Raw genomic sequence first — 17,201 nt, 5'->3', positions numbered from 1 at the left:
TATTTTATTCGTACTAAGCGTTACAACATACTCAAAAACAATCTGGCTAAGCGTATAGCGGCGTACGCGGCTCATGTTGGATAAGCATGTGTTATCGCAAACGCCAGATGGCGCATTTCTCCCAGGTTTACCACTTTACAACAAGGTTTTACCTCTCATGACGTTATCAGCCATTGAGCTTGAGAAAATGATCACGTTTCGTAGGGAGCTCCACCAGCACCCAGAGTTATCTGGTCAGGAGTCTATAACCGCTGAGCGTATTGCAATGATGCTACGTGACTTGGGGGTAGATGAGGTGCATGAGAAGATAGGCGGCCACGGTGTGGTCGGCGTCATCCAAGGCACCAGCAAGGGGGCAACCGTTGGGCTTCGAGCCGACTTCGATGCCTTGCCACTCGAGGAAGCTAATCAGTTTTCGCATCGTTCCAGCCAGTCAAATGTAATGCATGCATGTGGGCATGACGGACATACGGCAATGCTGATGGCCGCTGCTGCACAGTTGGTTAACCAGCGCCCAGCTCAGGGAAATATTGTGTTGATTTTTCAACCCGCCGAGGAAATTGGTACTGGTGCTGAAGCGATGCTTGCGGAGGGGCTTCAGGAGAGATTCTCTCTTGATGCAATATTTGGACTGCACAATTGGCCAGGTGTAGATGCCGGGCGTTTTGTTATCCATGACGTCCCTCACATGGCATCAAGCGACGACTTTGAGGTGACGTTCCACTCTACGGGTGGACATGGAGCGATGCCTCATCTCACAACAGACCCCATCGTCGCGGCCAGCCTATTTACAACCGCCATTCAACAGATTGTCAGTCGTAATATTGACCCCCAGGACATCGCTGTTATCAGTCTCGGCAGTCTGCAAAGCGGCCATGCTAGCAATATTATTCCGGCGACTGCTCGGCTGACGGGTACCGCGCGCTGCTTTAAACCCGAGCTACGCAAACGCCTTGAGAAGCGGATTAGCGACGTGGCAGAAGGGGTTTCCAAGGCAACAGGATGCGACGTCACACTCGATTACGTTCCTTCAACACCAGCGGTTGCCAATGACCGCGGTTGTGCCCAACTGTGCCGCGATGTGGTGGTGCAGCGTTGGGGGCATGAACAGCTGGTAGAGCACCCAGTCAGCATGGGAGCTGATGATATGGGAGCTTTTCTTACCCATATTCCTGGTGCCTATGCATGGATTGGCAATGGTTCAGGGCCACAAACACCGAAACTTCACCAGCCTGACTATGACTTTAACGATGCCATTCTGTCGATTGGAAGCGACTTCCTGACAAATGTGGCAATGCAGTTTCTCGATAACCATCAATAAACTGGGGACACCCCATGACACCTCTCGAAAAAACAATGACACACGAGAAGAGTTCACGACCAACATTTCGCTTCCCGCATATTTTTGTCGTGTTATTTAGCTTTATCTGTCTCGCTGCTTTATCAACCCACTTTCTTCAGGCGGGTAGCTATGAGCGTGTAACCAATGAGCAAGGGCGTACGGTTGTAGTGCCAGACAGTTATGCGGCGGTGGAAGCGCAAGAAGCTGGCTGGTTAAGTCCTTTCATGGCGGTCTTTGAGGGGATGGGGGAAGGCAGTAGCATCATCTTCTTTATTTTTATCTCGGGGGGCGCGTTTGGCGTTCTAAAAGCAACCGGGGTCTTACAAAAAGTTGTTGCCAGTATCAGTAATGCGCTTACTGGACGTGATCTCATTCTTATACCTTTACTGATGCTTTTATTTGCGATGGGAGGAGCAACCTTCGGGCTCGCAGAAGAAACAATTGCCTTTATCATTATCCTCGCACCGTTACTGCGTATGCTGGGGTATGACTCTATTACGGCCGCAGCGGTACCACTGGTAGGTGCTGGTGCTGGTTTCTCTGCAGCGTTTATGAATCCTTTTACCGTTGGCGTTGCTCAGGATATCGCTGAACTCCCGATGTTTTCTGGGATGACCCTGCGGGCCTGTTACTGGCTAATATTCGTCAGCGTCAGTATTGCTTTCGTCACTCGCTATGCGGCCAAAGTGAAAGCTCACCCCGAAGCGAGCCCTGTCTTTAATAGCGACCGCCGCCAATTTGGCAAACCGCAAGCCAATGAGGATCCAGGCGCGTTATCGGTTGCCGATAAACTCGTCCTCGCTACTTTTGTAGGCACTATTCTCGTTATTGCCTATGGGGTGATACGCCATGGCTGGTATATCGGTGAGATGTCCGGCGCCTTTCTCTTGATGGCTATTTTAATCGGCGCATTTGCGCGTATGAATCCGAATAAAATTGCCGACCACTTTGTTGAGGGCATTCAGGAGATTGCGATGGGGGCACTGGTAGTGGGCTTTGCCTTTGGCATCCTGGTGATTCTGAGAAATGGGGATATCCTGGATACGATTCTTTATCATCTCGAAGGGCTGCTGAGCGGAATGCCCGCAGTGGTTACTGCGGTATGTATGTTTTTTGTTCAACTTGTCCTGAACTTCTTAGTCCCTTCTGGCAGTGGCCAAGCAGCACTGACAATGCCTCTAATGGTACCTCTTGCAGATCTTGTGGGAGTGACCCGTCAGACAGCTGTTCTTGCGTTTCAGTTTGGTGATGGCATCTCCAATATACTTACTCCAACGTCGGGATATTTCATGGCAGGGCTTGCGGTAGCAGGTGTGTCGTGGAGTAAGTGGATCAAATGGATACTTCCATTAGCGATTCTTCAGCTGGGTATGGCAAGTCTGATGATTACTTTGGCTCAGATCTTTTCCTGGACATAAATAAGGCATCAATAATGCGTATTAACAAAATCACGGTATATGGTGTACGTCTTCCACTTAAGCAACCGTTTAAAATTGCCTATGACACTTATCACGATATCGCCAGCCTGATTGTCAGCATCGAAACTGCTTCTGGCCAGGTTGGCTGGGGTGAAGCCGTGGTAGATCAGCATGTGTCTGGAGAGACGTATCTTAGCGCCCGAGAAATCATCACCCGTGAGCTAGCGCCGTTACTAATGGGCGCCGACGCCAGTGATATTGCGCAATTCCATCATGTCGCCAACCGTAAAATTCGCCATAATCCCTCGGCTAAAGCATCTCTCGATATTGCGCTTCACGACCTGGTGGCGCGTGAGTGCGGAAAGCCGCTTTATGCGCTGCTAGGTGGGCGTAGCCATGCTAGATTGGAACTTCCATACGTTATCAGCATGTTAGCGCCGGAGGAGATGGCGCGTCAGGCGAAAGAGGCTGCTCGACGCGGTTATCAGTCCATCAAAATCAAACTGGGCGATACGCCGGAACATGATGTTGAGCGGATTGCACGGGTTAGAGAAGCACTAGATCGATCGATTGCGCTGCGTGTAGATGCCAATCAAGGATGGAGTGCAAAGCAAGCACTTCAGGTCATTCGGCATGCAGCGCCCTATCAAGTGGATTGGTTTGAACAGCCCGTCGCTATGGAGAATCTCGCAGCTATGGCACGTGTGACTCAGTCAACTGATGCGATGATTATGGCTGATGAGCCTATTCATGGTGTTAAAGAAATGCTGGATGTGATTCAACTGAACGCCGCTGACATGGTTAACATTAAGTTAATGAAATCCTCCGGCTTACGTCCTGCTATGGCGATGGCAGAGGCCGGAATGGCGGCTGATATACCCTGCCAGATCGGCTCTATGGTGGAGTCCTCGATCGCGACGCTCGCGGGTGCCCACCTAGCGCTGGCGCATCCCAATATTATTGCGAATGACTTGGTGGGGCCCGCCATGATTGGCGAAGATGTTGCCCAGATGCCGGGAGATGAAACGCATATTGTGTTGGACGAATCACCTGGACTTGGCGTGACTATCGACAGGAGTCGAGTGCGGGATCTCAGCGAATTTGTCGACACCATTGACTGAACCAAGATGTACGCTCGGGTGGGAGTGACGTAAGAAGATGTTCTCTTCTTTGGTGCTTCTGCCCGAGAGTTATCAATGCTGTTATAAAATCTCAAGCGTATGAATATATAAACATATTAATAGCGTTAAGCTTTTTATAGGCGTTAAGCTTTTAATAGGGATTAAATGAGGTAATTGTTTGGCAAAAAGCAATGGCTAGTTGTTTAGCTAAACATAGCAATGCGTAGTATTGTGCCAGTATCAATCACTAAACTGGGTAACATGCTCTACAAAGCGTCGCACTTTGGCGAGTTCCCCCAAGTGTTCAGGGTAAACAAGATAATAAGCACTCTCACTAAGCAACCGATATGGCCAAGCGACTGCCAGTCGGCCACCTTCCAGCTCTTCATCGACGGTAAAGTGAGGAACCAGGGCGACCCCACCGCCTGCCATTGCCGTTCGCACCAGCATAGGAAAGGTCTCGAAGCGGGTGCCATGATAGCTACGGTCAGTGATGATCTCTTGGTTTGCAAACCAATGGTGCCACGCGTCAGGGCGTGTTGAGAGATGCAGCAGCGGCAGTTGTGTTAAGTCATCGACTGACTGAATGGGGTGCCGAGCGAGCAGCTCTGGGGAAGCAACCGCGACCATATCCTCATCAATAAGCTTATGGCAAGCAAGGCTTGGCCAACTGCCATGCCCATAAAACAGAGCAATATCGATATCTTGCTGCTCAAGATCGAAATCTTTTACGCGGTCATGAAACTCCAAACTAATGCCTGGATTGGCGGCTAAAAAGGTGGGCAACTTATTGGCCAACCAGCGGCTACCGAAGCTAGGTAAGGTGGCGATTTTAAGAACCTCGCTATTACCGCTGTAGGTCATTATCGCTTGCGTCGACATCTCAATTTGAGTGAGCACTTTGCGTACGTCACTTAAAAAAATGGCCCCTTCTGGGGTTAGCAGCAGGCTGCGTCGCACGCGACGAAATAGCTTGTGTTGCAAGGTGGCTTCGAGGTGCGCGACTTGTTTGCTGACAGCACTTTGGGTGAGGTTTAGCTCGTCTGCTGCGCGAGTAAAACTCATATGGCGTGCGGCTGCTTCAAAGCATTGCATAGCCGCCGTAGAAGGAAGATTACGTGATGCCAAACCTGGCGCTCCTGATGACCTGAAAGCCGCCCCGGCGACTAAGCGCCGGGGGGAAGCTAGGTTTTTATAGTGGCTCATTGGGCGAGCGTTGCAGCCTCCTGGGATTTATCAGGTCGGCGCGATTGAAGCCAGCCCACTGTCACCATGGCAAGCAAGCCTAAGCCGCTGGTTAGCAACTCGGGAACCACCATGGCAAGCCCTGCGACTAACAGTACCAGACGCTCCCCGAAGAAGGAATCACGCACAAAGTAACCGAGTAGTGCGCTGCTGACGCCCATAATCCCTACGAGTGAAAAGAACAACGCGCTTAAAAGACCTAGCAGCGTAGGCTCGACTAATACCAGCACAGGATTATAAATGAAGGCATAAGGAATAATAAACGCACCAATCGCCAATTTAACTGCTGTAAAGCCGGTCTTCATGGGGTTGGCTTGTGCAATGCCCGCACCTGCAAACGCGGCTAAACACACGGGAGGTGTAATATCGGCGATAATGCCGAAATAAAAGACAAACAAATGCACTGCCATTGGCGGAAGGCCGAACTCATTAATCAGCGCTGGTGCGGCAATCGTAGCAGTGACCACATAGTTTGCTGTTGTGGGTAACCCCATGCCCAAGACAATACAGGCAATCATCGTGAACAACAGCGCAAGTATCAAAACGCCATCCGCTAAGCTAATAATGCCAGCAGCAAACTTTGACCCCATTCCTGTCATGCCTACCACGCCAGCGATAATGCCTGCGCAAGCGACCGCTGCGATCACTGGCAGTGCCACGCGCGCCCCTTTTTCAAAAATAACCAATATATCTTTTAACGAAGGGCGTGTTTCTTTGCGCGCCAAACTGACAGCAAACGCACATGCGATACCCAGTAGCGCTGCTCGTTGAGCGGTAAAGCCAACGCTAATAGTCGTAATAATGACGAGCAAAGGCAGCAACATGTAGCCTTTTGACAGTATGAGCTTACGTTTGCTGGGCAATTGATCTTTGGGAAGGCCGAGAATGCGATGACGTTTGGCTTCGAAATGCACCCCGATAAAAATACCCGCAAAATAGAGAATGGCGGGAATCAGCGCCGAGAACATGATTTCGCGGTAAGAGACGCCCACGTACTCCACCATGATAAAAGCCGCAGCACCCATTAAGGGCGGCATGATCTGCCCGCCGGTAGAGGCTGACGCTTCGACGGCTCCTGCTACTTCGGGCTTGAAGCGGGCATTTTTCATCATAGGAATGGTGAAAGAGCCAGAAGCCACGGTGTTGCCGATAGAGCTTCCCGAAATCATACCCTGAAGCGAACTTGCTATAACGGCGGCTTTGCCAGCCCCACCCGTAAAGCGCCCGGTTAACGCAAAGGCTAAGTCATTAAAGAATCGGCCGACGCCGGTATGCATCAGAACAACGCCGAAAAACAAGAACAAGAAGATAAAGCGCGCCGATATTTGCAGGGGCGTACCAAAAACACCGCTTTCCCTAAACCATAAGTAGGGAGACACCTGCTCAAGAGAGAAGCCCGGATGAGAAAGCAAAGGGCTGGGGATCAAGTTGCCAAACAGCGCATAGAGAATTGCCAACGTCGCCATGACAACAATTGGCATACCAACAGTACGGCGAGTTGCTTCTAGTACAAACAGCACGCCGAGTGCGGCAATCGTTAGGTCAACGGCTGAATAGCCCGTAATCCTGGCACGCAGGACTTCTTCATAAAACAGGATTTTATAGTAGGCGGCAAAGGTGGCTACGAAGGCGAGTATTACGTCGTACCACGGTACGCCATTACGCCTGCCCGCACCGCGCGTTGCAGGGAATAAGATAAAGATCATCCCCAAGGCAAGCCCTAAGTGGACGGCGCCTTGCTGCTGTGACGGTAGCGTACCAAAATAACCGGTATAGAGATGAAAGCACGTCAGTGATACACCCATGAGGGTGATCAGCCAGCCCCACTTGCCTAGCTGTAGTGCAGAACGTACTTGTGACTCACGATCATACTTTTCTAAAAGCGCCGCTTCGTCAGGAGTTTTTTTTTATCCACGATTAAACCTCATACATATAACGCCGCTGGCTTAGCCAGCGGCGAAAAGGGAACATCAATCAGTTAGATCACTTAGGCTGTCAATATTGGAGCGTTCACGGGTGATAATCTGAATGACTTCAGGGTAGATGTGCCCGATAAAGGCGACGTTATCAATCGCGCCACTTTCGAACTCTCCGCGTCCGGCAACGGCATCTTGTGCCGGTGCGTGTACGGTCATTCCGAGATCCATACCGTTATCACGAATGCTCACTAAGTTTTCGATTGAAGCGCCAGTTTCAATATTGGTGAAGTTATAGTTTTCCAGGTAACGGTTCCAAATGGTGGCCATCTCACCGCCTAGTGGGTAGTAAGTGCCGCCTTGGCTACCGGTACCTAAAATAAACTCTTCTTTGGCTTCAGTTTCGCCAAGCTCCGCAACCGGGTTATTTACGGTGAGGCCTTGCTCTTCGTAATATTTTTTAGCACCGGGGTGAATGGGGAGACCTTCTGAACCATTGAGTGCATTTTCAAGGGTAATGAACGCAGATTGGGAGTGCGTGTTTTCTTCAGCATGTTCATGCATTAAACGCGCTAGTTCATAACCCAGGTCTTCATCAATAGTATTTGTGTTACCAACTAAAATAGCATAGGCCGTAATAGTGTTTACATCTTCACTTTGAAAAGCATAGCTATTAGCGGGAATCGTAAAGCGCTTATAGGCACTGTTCTCTTCAATATAGTCAATAGCGTCATCGCTTAAACTAATTAGGCGCGCATCGCCGCTCGAGGCTTGTAAGTTCTCGATACTGCCAGAAGGTAAACCAAGAATACCGATAGAAATATCGATGTTGCCATCTTGCACACCATCGAGTGCAGCACCAAACCCTTCTTGATAGGTATTGTACTTATCGCTACCAATACCGTAGGCATCAAAAAGTAGTTGGGAAACGCCTTGAGTGGTACTGGCAGGGGGGCCAATAGCGATATTAGGTTTGCTGTCGCCACCACAACCCGCCAACAGAAGAGTCGCACCTACGCCACATAGCACTTTTGGTGATAGCACTTTAGAAGTAATGTTTTTCATGTTAACTCCTGCTAATTAAATTATTTATAATAAAATTCTGCTTAGCAATTCTCGCAAGCCGACCGTCTGGGGATCGATCAGTGAAAATGGCGCGAAAAAATAGCTGGCTATTGTTCACGTATGCAGCCTGACAGACAAAAGAAATTAAGTTGCGTACGCATTCCATTTTGTCATGCGATTCAGCATTAATAAATACTTTTCATAATCAATGGTTTGCAATTTATGTCAGTACGTTCGGCGTGATGCTATTTTTAATATTTTTTTATCTTTTTTAGTGTCATAGGTGCCAGCAACGCGTGCCTGTGCTAGGCGGCGACCGTTCCCGCTTTTAAATCAATCGGCTATTTTCTATGCATTCCTATTGGGCATGCATTTAGCGTTTTTTTTCGTTTGTGATCTGCTATTTGAACCTGTTTGATAAGGGAACATTTGGCAATTTCAGGAGCGTTTACGACGATGGACCTTCCCAACGTCAGCAGTGCATTAGGCATCCTCCATCCCGTTTGCATTACTAAAGGGCGTAATGCAGAGGTATGGGATGAAGCGGGACAGCGTTATATCGACTTTATTGGCGGTATTGGTGTGCTTAACTTGGGGCATGGCCATCCAGCGGTGGTCGAGGCCGTCAAGGCTCAGGTCGATACCCTTATGCATTCAGCGTTTAATGCCTTGCCGCACCGTGGCTACCTCTCTGTCGTAGAGCGACTTGATCAGTTTGTGCCGGTTTCTTATCCGCTGGGATGTATGTTGACGAACAGTGGTGCGGAAGCGACTGAAAATGCTCTGAAGGTTGCCCGTGGTGTCACGGGTCGCCAGGGCGTGATTGCCTTTGACGATGCTTTCCATGGCCGCACGTTGGCGGCGCTCAATTTGAACGGCAAAGTTAAGCCCTACAAAGCCGGTTTAGGCGCGCTACCTGGCCCGGTTTATCACCTGCCGTTTCCTAGCCAGGATAGTGGGATATCCGCTGAACAGTCGCTGGCGGCCCTAGAGCGTGTATTTGACGTAGAAATTGCCCCCAGTGAAGTGGCGTGTGTCGTCGTTGAACCCATTCAAGGGGAAGGCGGTTTTCGCTTACTTTGTCCCCAGTTTGCTAAAGCGCTGCGGGAAATCTGCGATCAGCACGGTATTTTATTGATTTGTGACGAAATCCAATCAGGCTTCGGACGAACCGGTAAACGCTTTGGTTTTAGTCACCTCGGCATCGAACCCGACCTGCTTTTACTAGGAAAAAGTATTGCCTCAGGTCTTCCGCTTGCCGCCCTAGTAGGGCGTAAAGAGTTAATGGATGCCTTACCCAAAGGCGCGTTGGGAGGCACCTATTCAGGTAATGCCGTGGCTTGTGCAGCTGCATTGGCAGTGATGGATATCATGCAAGACGAGGCGCTAAGTGCATGGGGTAATGCCCAAGAAGCGGCGATTGTGAGTGCTTACCAACGCTGGAAAGCAAGCGAGCGTTTTCCCATGCTAGGAGCCATGACCGGTGTTGGCGCGATGCGCGGTATCGTCTTTGAAGACACCGAAAACGCCACGGGGGGAGAGCACTTAGCTAACCTGTTGGTCGCGGGACGTAATGCTGGCGTTTTGTTAATGCCCAGTGGTCGCAAGCGTAATGTCTTACGCTTATTGCCGCCATTGACCACTGAACCAGACGTCATGGCAGAAGGGCTAGGGCTCATCGAGCAGGCGCTGGAGACGCTCAAGGCATGATCGCAATGGTCAGCGAAGTGGCAGTGCGAAGTGGCTATGTGGCGTTTCTCGACGCCTTGCGCGCCCGTGGCTTCGAAGGCGAGATTGCCCCTGACTATGCCAACCGCACGGTGCTGGCAACGGATAACTCGATTTACCAGCGCCTGCCCCAGGCGGCGGTGTTTCCTAAGCACGCGGAAGATCTTGAGCGCCTAGCTAAATTGGCTGCTGAGCTGCCCCACCGCGATATCGTGCTCACGCCTCGGGGCGGCGGTACTGGTACCAACGGCCAGTCGTTGACCGACGGTATCGTAGTGGACGTTTCCCGCCATATGAACCAGATCCTAGCGATTGATGTAGAAGCACGGCGAGTGCGCGTTCAGGCGGGCGTGGTGAAGGATCAACTCAACGCGGCGCTGAAGCCCCATGGGCTGTTTTTCGCCCCGGAACTGTCCACCTCTAACCGCGCCACCATCGGCGGCATGATCTCCACCGATGCCAGCGGCCAGGGCAGCTGCGAGTATGGCAAAACCCGTGATCACGTGCTGGAGCTGGATACGGTTCTGCTGGGAGGTCAACACCTGCATAGCCGCCCGCTTAGCGCTGACGAAGAGCAGGCTGAGTGCCAGCACGAAGGTATTTTAGGTCGCGTGCATACCACCGCGGCTGAAATTATCGACCAACAGCGTGAACTGATTGAGGCGAAATTTCCGCCGCTCAACCGCTGCTTAACCGGCTACGATCTGGCGCATCTGCGGGAAGCAGAAGGCCAGCTGAACCTGAACAGCCTACTGTGTGGCTCGGAAGGCACGCTGGGCTTTTTGAATGAAGCGGTGCTCAATGTGCTGCCGATTCCCAAGCACGCCACTTTGGTCAATGTACGTTACGCCAGCTTTATGGACGCGCTACGCGATGCCAAGGCATTGATGACGTCCAGCGCACGCCCCACCTCGATTGAAACCATTGACGACACCGTGCTGCAGCTGGCGATGGAGGACTTTGTCTGGGACAGCGTGGCGGCGTTTTTCCCCGCCACCGGCAGCACGCCAATTCGTGGCATTAACCTGATCGAGTTTAATGACGATGATCCTGAACGCTTGGCAGAACGGGTGCGGGCGTTCACGGACCATTTGAGCCAAGACCCCACGGTAGAGCGTTTAGGCTACACCCTGGCGGAAGGCCGTCCGCAGATCCAAAAAGTTTACGCCATGCGCAAACGCTCGGTGGGCTTGCTGGGCAATGTGCAGGGCGAAAAGCGCCCAATTGCGTTTGTCGAAGATACCGCCGTACCACCAGAGCACCTGGCTGACTTTATTAGTGAGTTTCGCGCCGCACTGGATGCCCGCAAGCTCTCCTACGGTATGTTTGGCCATGTCGATGCGGGGGTGCTGCACGTGCGCCCGGCACTGGATATGAAAGATCCCGAACAGGAAAAACTGATTCGTGAGATTTCTGATCAAGTGGCTGACCTGACCCAGAAGTACGGCGGGTTGTTATGGGGCGAGCACGGCAAAGGCGTGCGCTCGGAGTACGGCCCCAAATTCTTTGGTGAGCTCTACCCCAGCCTGCAGCGCGTTAAAGCCGCGTTTGATCCGCATAACCAGCTAAACCCCGGCAAGATTGCGTCGCCCGCTGAAGGCAGCGAATTAATCGCCAAAGACAGTGACCCAGAGCTATTAACGATTGATGGCGTCACCCTGCGCGGTCAGTTGGATCGCACCATTGATGAGCGGACGTGGCAGGCCTACGACGCAGCGGTGTACTGCAATGGCAATGGCGCCTGCTATAACTATGATGTTGATGACCCCATGTGCCCTTCCTGGAAGGCTACCCGCGACCGTGTGCATTCGCCTAAAGGCCGTGCCAGCTTAATGCGTGAGTGGTTGCGTCTGCAGTCCCAGGCTGGGATCGATGTAGTGGAAGAGTCGCGCAAAAAGAAAGCCGAAAACGGCTGGGGCTTTATGAAAAGCTTTCCGCTGCGCGTCGCCAATACGCTCAGCCGCAAACAGCACCACGACTATTCTCACCAAGTTTACGACGCCATGGCGGGCTGCTTGGCGTGTAAATCCTGTGCCGGCCAGTGCCCGATTAAGGTCAACGTGCCACAGTTCCGTTCGCAGTTTTTAGAGGTCTACCACGGCCGCTATTTACGCCCGCTGCGCGATTACATCATCGGTGGCACTGAGTTTATGCTGCCCACGCTTGCCAAGGTAGCGCCGCTGTATAACACCCTACTCAGCCAGCGCTGGGTCGATAGCCTGATGCGTAAAGGGCTGGGAATGAGCGACTCCCCGCAGCTTTCCCGCGCTAGCGTCAAAAAGCAGCTGCGTGCCTGGGGCGTTGCCGAAGCCACGCCCACCTCGCTGGCACTTTTGACCGAGCAGCAGCGTGCCAACAGCGTGATAATTGTCCAGGATGCCTTCACCAGCCACTTTGAAGCCAAGCTGGTGATGGACGTGGTGGAATTGCTGTCGCGGCTGAACCTGCGGGTGTTTGTGATGCCGTTTTCTGCCAACGGCAAACCGCTGCAAGTGCAGGGCTTTTTAGGCGCCTTCGAGCGTACGGCGGAAAAACAGGCCAAGCGCCTGCGGGCGTTGGCAGAGTTCGACGTACCGATGGTGGGCATCGACCCGGCGATGACGCTGACCTACCGCCAAGAGTACGTGAAAGTCTTAGGTGCCGAGCAGGTCCCCGAGGTGTTCATGCTGCAAGAGTGGTTGGCCACGCGTATGAACACGCTAGCGCCTCGCCCACTGAACCTAACCGATCCTGGCTTTAAGCTGCTTTCCCACTGCACCGAAAAGACCAACGCTCCAGGCAGCCCCAAAGCTTGGCAGCAGGTGTTTGCGGCATTTGGTTTAGAGCTTGAGTTAGCCACCACAGGGTGTTGCGGCATGTCGGGCACTTACGGGCATGAAACCCGTAATGTCGAAACCTCCAAAACCATTTATGCCCAATCCTGGCAGCCCCAGGTGGAAGCCGAGGAAAACGCGGACAAGCTGCTCGCCACCGGCTACTCCTGTCGCAGCCAGGTGAAGCGCTACTCAGCGCAAACTTTGCTACATCCGCTTCAAGCGCTATTGGCGCAATTGAGGTCGGTATCTCATCCTTATCCCAACAATATGCAAGAGAGAGCAACGAAATGACTCAGCCGAGCCTTCTTTCAACCAATGAAGTGCGTGACCGTTTCTCTAAGGCAATGTCGGCCATGTATCAAGCCGAAGTGCCGCAGTACGGCACGCTGCTTGAACTTGTCGAGCGCGTTAACCAAGAAACACTTAGTCAACAGCCTGAACTGCATCGCCGCCTGGAAGCGCAGGGCGAATTGGCCCGTTTGAGCGTAGAGCGCCACGGGGCTATTCGCGTGGGAACTGCTGCAGAGCTTTCCATGCTGCGCCGCCTGTTTGCTGTGATGGGTATGTATCCGGTGGGCTATTACGACCTTTCAGAAGCGGGCGTACCGGTTCACTCAACCGCCTTCCGGCCTATCGACGATGATGCGCTGGCGATGAACCCTTTCCGTGTTTTTACCTCGCTGCTGCGTTTAGAGCTTATTGAAAGCGAAGCGCTGCGCCAGCGTTCGGAAGAAATTCTGGCTAAGCGCGATATCTTTACCCCAGGGGCGCGCGAACTTATTGAGCGTCATGAAACCCAGGGTGGGTTAACCAGCGAAGAAGCCGACCAGTTCGTCAAAGAAGCGCTGGAAACCTTCCGTTGGCACCAGGATGCGACGGTCGATCTGGAGACTTACCAAGCGCTACATGATGAGCACCGTTTGATTGCCGATGTGGTGTGCTTCCGTGGGCCGCATATCAATCACCTGACGCCACGCACCCTGGATATCGACGAAGTACAGCGCCGCATGCCGGAGATGGGCATGAATCCCAAAGCCGTCATTGAAGGACCGCCACGTCGTGAGTGCCCCATTTTGCTGCGCCAGACCAGCTTTAAAGCATTGGAAGAATCAATCCGCTTTGCCGGTGACGCGCAAGGTACTCACACCGCTCGCTTTGGCGAAATTGAGCAGCGTGGAGTAGCGCTAACACCGAAAGGCCGTGCGCTTTATGACCAGTTGCTTACGGAAGGCCGCAAGCAAACCACAGGGTTGGATAACGACGCACACCAAACGGTTATGCAAAACGTCTTTGCCAAGCTCCCTGATAACGACGAGGCCATGCGGCGTGAGGGGTTAGCGTATTTTCAGTATCATCTGACCGAGAAAGGTCAGGCCGCCAAAGACGTTGGCAATGCCGATATTGAGGCGTTAATCGCCCAAGGGCTGGTGGAAGCACAGCCGATTACCTATGAAGACTTTCTACCAGTGAGTGCGGCGGGTATTTTCCAGTCGAACCTGGGTGGTGCAGAGAGCGAAGCCTATGCTGGGAATGCCAATCGCGATGCCTTTGAAGAGGCATTGGGTGCCCAGGTGACCGATGAGCTATCGCTCTATGCAGAGCGTGAAAATGCCTCTAAAGCGAAGGTACTGGCAAGTTTAAAAAGCTAATCTTTCGTTTATAAAGAACGGCAGCACAGGAATGTGCTGCCGTTTTGTTACGTAGTAATGCCCCTAGATCAGCACCCGTAGACACTGACCCGCATGATATAGCGAGAAACCGCCTTCATAGGCACAGCTCCAAAGCGGGCGGGCTTTGATGGGTTTGGGCTGCGACAGCGGCAGCGGCAGCAGGCTGTCATCATCGTTTGCAATGTAATGGGCAAAACCTTGGCCGACCACCGTGCCGGTAGTGATGCCGCGTCCGTTATAGCCAGTGGCTGACAATATCCCAGGGGCCGGTTCAAAAATACGTAAGGTGTGGTCCGGTGTGAACGCGACCTTACCTGTCCAGGTATATTCCCAGCGAACGTTGCCGAGCCCAGGGAAGTAATGATCTTTTATGGTATCGGCCCAGCGGGTTAAGTAAGCCAGCGGTTTGCCTTCACCTTTCCCCAGGCTGCCCAACAGCAAGCGGCCTGCCTTATCTCGCCGAATGCTGCTAAGTACCGTGCGAGTGTCCCAAGCGCCTTGCTTCTCTGGCAGTATCGCATCGGCGGCTTCGCCCGTCAGGGGTTCTGACGCCAGTTGATAATAGTGGCCGGTAAAGAAGTGTTGTCGAACTTGATTCCAGTCGTCTTCGGTATACGCATTGGTCGCCATGACGACTTTGCTCGCGGTCACGCTGCCATCTTGAGTTAATACCCGCCAGCGGTCTTCCTGTCGCTCGATGCCTGTTACGGGACTTTGGCAGTAGAGAGTGGCCCCAAGATCCGCTGCCGCACGTGCGAGGCCTCGCGTATAGGCGCAGGGGTTGATAGTGCCCGCGCGCTTATCAAGCAGCGCGGTATGTATCTGAGAGGTTCCCGTCATCCGCTCGCATGCCTCTCCTTCGATTAACGTCACCGGCGCCCCACGGTTTTGTAACTGGTCCCGGCGGCGTGCGAGCTCTTGGCAGCCTTTGGTGTTATGGCCAAGGTGCAGGGTGCCTGTGCGCGTTGCATCGCATTTAATGGCATAGCGCTCAATAATGTCGAATACTTTTGCTGGGGCGCCGCCCAGAATAGTATTAACGCGTTCGCCTTTTTCTTCACCTAGCGCGGCCACGATGTCATCGGGTGGAATCCAAAGTCCGGCATTAACCAGGCCAACGTTGCGGCCTGAACCACCCGTGGGGATATCTCCCGCCTCCAGCAAAATTACCTTGATGCCTTTTTCGGCCAAATGTAACGCGGTGGACAGACCCGTAATACCGCCACCAACAACACAGACCTCGGCCTCTTCCTGGTTCGCTAACGCAGGATAGTGTACTGGGGTTTCCGCGCTCGTTTGCAGCCAAAGGCAGCGCTCGGAGAGGGTCGTTTGCATCTTATAGTACCTCCTGAAAAGAAGCGCAGGTCGGCCATAGGCCGACCCTGTATGGCTATGAAGTAGGTTGGGAGGAGTAGTTGTTTTGAGGTGTATGGGGCGAGTTTTCAGCCGCGCTCTCGGGGGATTCACGAGGAATAAAGCGGCCAGTTAGCGCCCACAGCAGGCCGAATAAAGGGGATAGCCAGCAAGCAAATGCAAAGGGCGCATATGCTAACGTGGGTACGCCAATCGTCGAGGACACAAATCCACCGCCCATGTTCCAGGGAATCAACGGCGAGGAGAGCGTGCCATTGTCTTCAATGGTGCGTGACAACGTCGAGGTCTTATAGCCCATGGCTTGATACTGGCCTTTCAGCAAGCGACCGGGCAGCACCAGCGTTGTATAAACATCGCCAATAATAGTGCTTACCGCCAGCGTTGTGCCGGAGCTTGTTGCCACTAAGCTGAAGCGACCTTTAATGAGCCGCATGAGCTGCTTAATAATCGCGTCAACGGTGCCATAGGCTTCTAACATGCCAGCAAAACCCAGCGCGAAGAACGTTAGCGTTACCACCCAGGTCATGGAGAGCACACCGCCACTGCTGAGTAGAGCATCAATCGCCGGATTGCCAGTATCGCTGCTAAAGCCATTTTGCATGGCATCAAACACGGCATGAACGGTTTCGCCCTGAACGCCGATAGCCACTAAGCCGCCTATCGCAGCGCCGGTGAAAATAGTCGGGAAAGGTGGGAATTTGGCAAGCGCTAAACCGATCACAACAAAAGGCGGAATCAGCGTTACCCAGGAGAGCGTAAAGGTGTCATCAAGAGCCCGACGAAACGTTGCAATATCGGTACTTCGTTCAAGCTGGCCGCCATAGCTAGTGCCGAGCCATAAATAAAGCACCAGCGCGACAATCATAGCGGGCACCGTGGTGGCCATCATGCTGCGTATATGGCTCCATAAATCGGTTTCACATACGGCAGGGGTTAGGTTGGTAGTCTCTGATAAGGGCGACATTTTATCGCCAAAGAACGCACCGGATACCAGCGCCCCGCCCGTTAGATACATAGGAATGCCCAGCCCTTCGCCGATGCCCATTAGGGCAAGCCCGAGCGTTCCTACTGTGCCCCAGGACGTGCCTGTGGCAAGGGATACCAAAGCACTAATGACGCAGGTCGCGACAAGGAAGTAAGAGGGTGAAACCAGCTGAAAACCGTAATACATCAGCGTGGGAACGGTGCCGGAAAGAATCCAGGTGCCAATCACCATACCGACCGCTAATAGAATAAAAATAGCGGGCATCCCCAGCTTAACCACCTCAAGCATTGAGGCTTCCATTTTTTGCCAGGGTACGCCACGGATGCGTCCGCACAGGGCACAAATCATTATCCCGAAGGCTAAAGGAATATGCGGGGTAAAGTCAGAGAAGATAAAAAATTGCAGAATTAGAATGGCGGTAGTGGCCAGCAGCGGTAATAGCGCCATCGCGAGGCCCGGCGTCGGGCCGATTTGGACATCGTCACGCATACATCACCTTCATTTTTTATGTTTTTAGTAAG

11 protein-coding genes are annotated in these 17,201 nt (G+C 52.7%); 6 read left to right on the top strand and 5 right to left on the bottom strand.

The features are described 5' to 3' along the window. Positions 1-157 precede the first annotated feature (157 nt). The 3 genes from ACN06F_RS16620 to ACN06F_RS16610 are packed head-to-tail and all read left to right on the top strand — an operon-like array spanning position 158 to position 3,881. Positions 158-1,321 (top strand): M20 metallopeptidase family protein, encoded by a 1,164-nt coding sequence (locus ACN06F_RS16620; protein ID WP_038479028.1) that lies wholly within the window; start codon positions 158-160, stop codon positions 1,319-1,321. A gap of 14 nt (positions 1,322-1,335) precedes the next feature. Then, positions 1,336-2,760, top strand: coding sequence for a YfcC family protein (locus ACN06F_RS16615; RefSeq protein ID WP_095603588.1), 1,425 nt, complete (start codon positions 1,336-1,338; stop codon positions 2,758-2,760). A 14-nt stretch (positions 2,761-2,774) separates the two neighbouring features. Then, complete coding sequence (locus tag ACN06F_RS16610) at positions 2,775-3,881, top strand: mandelate racemase/muconate lactonizing enzyme family protein (protein WP_433924354.1); 1,107 nt, start codon at positions 2,775-2,777, stop codon at positions 3,879-3,881. Between the two features lie 240 nt (positions 3,882-4,121). On the opposite strand, the gene ACN06F_RS16605 is transcribed toward ACN06F_RS16610, so the two are convergent. The 3 genes from ACN06F_RS16605 to ACN06F_RS16595 form a co-directional block, all read right to left on the bottom strand. Then, positions 4,122-5,009, bottom strand: a complete 888-nt coding sequence (locus ACN06F_RS16605; RefSeq protein ID WP_038479019.1) for a LysR substrate-binding domain-containing protein — start codon at positions 5,007-5,009, stop codon at positions 4,122-4,124. Positions 5,010-5,083: 74 nt separating this feature from the next. After that, positions 5,084-6,940 (bottom strand): TRAP transporter permease, encoded by a 1,857-nt coding sequence (locus tag ACN06F_RS16600; protein WP_433925131.1) that lies wholly within the window; start codon positions 6,938-6,940, stop codon positions 5,084-5,086. A gap of 156 nt (positions 6,941-7,096) precedes the next feature. Beyond that, positions 7,097-8,107, bottom strand: coding sequence for a TAXI family TRAP transporter solute-binding subunit (locus tag ACN06F_RS16595; RefSeq protein WP_433924353.1), 1,011 nt, complete (start codon positions 8,105-8,107; stop codon positions 7,097-7,099). Between the two features lie 456 nt (positions 8,108-8,563). Here ACN06F_RS16595 and ACN06F_RS16590 point away from each other — a divergent pair, with 456 nt between their 5' ends. From ACN06F_RS16590 to hglS, 3 genes are read left to right on the top strand one after another with little or no spacing between them, the layout of a single operon-like run. Further along, complete coding sequence (locus ACN06F_RS16590) at positions 8,564-9,817, top strand: 2-aminoadipate transaminase (protein WP_433924352.1); 1,254 nt, start codon at positions 8,564-8,566, stop codon at positions 9,815-9,817. Further along, entirely contained in the window at positions 9,814-12,942 is a 3,129-nt protein-coding gene (ydiJ, locus tag ACN06F_RS16585; RefSeq protein WP_433924351.1) for a D-2-hydroxyglutarate dehydrogenase YdiJ, read from the top strand. Before ACN06F_RS16590 ends, ydiJ begins: the two co-directional genes overlap by 4 nt. Then, on the top strand, positions 12,939-14,300 hold the full coding sequence (gene hglS / locus ACN06F_RS16580) for a 2-oxoadipate dioxygenase/decarboxylase HglS (protein ID WP_433924350.1): 1,362 nt from the start codon (positions 12,939-12,941) through the stop codon (positions 14,298-14,300). Before ydiJ ends, hglS begins: the two co-directional genes overlap by 4 nt. A 63-nt stretch (positions 14,301-14,363) precedes the next feature. Here the strand turns inward: hglS and amaA are convergent, their stop codons facing one another. Continuing rightward, positions 14,364-15,656: an L-pipecolate oxidase gene (amaA, locus tag ACN06F_RS16575; protein ID WP_433924349.1), complete on the bottom strand. Its 1,293-nt coding sequence runs from the start codon at positions 15,654-15,656 to the stop codon at positions 14,364-14,366. Positions 15,657-15,711: 55 nt separating this feature from the next. Further along, positions 15,712-17,169 carry a Na+/H+ antiporter NhaC gene (nhaC, locus tag ACN06F_RS16570; protein ID WP_433924348.1) on the bottom strand — a complete coding sequence of 486 codons (1,458 nt, stop codon included), beginning with the start codon at positions 17,167-17,169 and terminating at the stop codon, positions 15,712-15,714. Between the last annotated feature and the right edge of the window lie 32 nt (positions 17,170-17,201).

The sequence above is a fragment of the Vreelandella sp. 21 genome (assembly GCF_050995515.1).
Classification (GTDB): domain Bacteria; phylum Pseudomonadota; class Gammaproteobacteria; order Pseudomonadales; family Halomonadaceae; genus Vreelandella; species Vreelandella alkaliphila.
This window is presented reverse-complemented; position numbering and strand designations above follow the sequence as displayed.

Bases quoted from the DNA above. Each gene is read 5' to 3' on its own strand.
- ACN06F_RS16620 (WP_038479028.1), top strand. From the start codon at position 158: ATGACGTTATCAGCCATTGAGCTTGAGAAAATGATCACGTTTCGTAGG.
- ACN06F_RS16615 (WP_095603588.1), top strand. From the start codon at position 1,336: ATGACACCTCTCGAAAAAACAATGACACACGAGAAGAGTTCACGACCA.
- ACN06F_RS16610 (WP_433924354.1), top strand. From the start codon at position 2,775: ATGCGTATTAACAAAATCACGGTATATGGTGTACGTCTTCCACTTAAG.
- ACN06F_RS16595 (WP_433924353.1), bottom strand. From the start codon at position 8,107: ATGAAAAACATTACTTCTAAAGTGCTATCACCAAAAGTGCTATGTGGC.
- ACN06F_RS16590 (WP_433924352.1), top strand. From the start codon at position 8,564: ATGGACCTTCCCAACGTCAGCAGTGCATTAGGCATCCTCCATCCCGTT.
- ydiJ (WP_433924351.1), top strand. From the start codon at position 9,814: ATGATCGCAATGGTCAGCGAAGTGGCAGTGCGAAGTGGCTATGTGGCG.
- hglS (WP_433924350.1), top strand. From the start codon at position 12,939: ATGACTCAGCCGAGCCTTCTTTCAACCAATGAAGTGCGTGACCGTTTC.
- amaA (WP_433924349.1), bottom strand. From the start codon at position 15,656: ATGCAAACGACCCTCTCCGAGCGCTGCCTTTGGCTGCAAACGAGCGCG.
- nhaC (WP_433924348.1), bottom strand. From the start codon at position 17,169: ATGCGTGACGATGTCCAAATCGGCCCGACGCCGGGCCTCGCGATGGCG.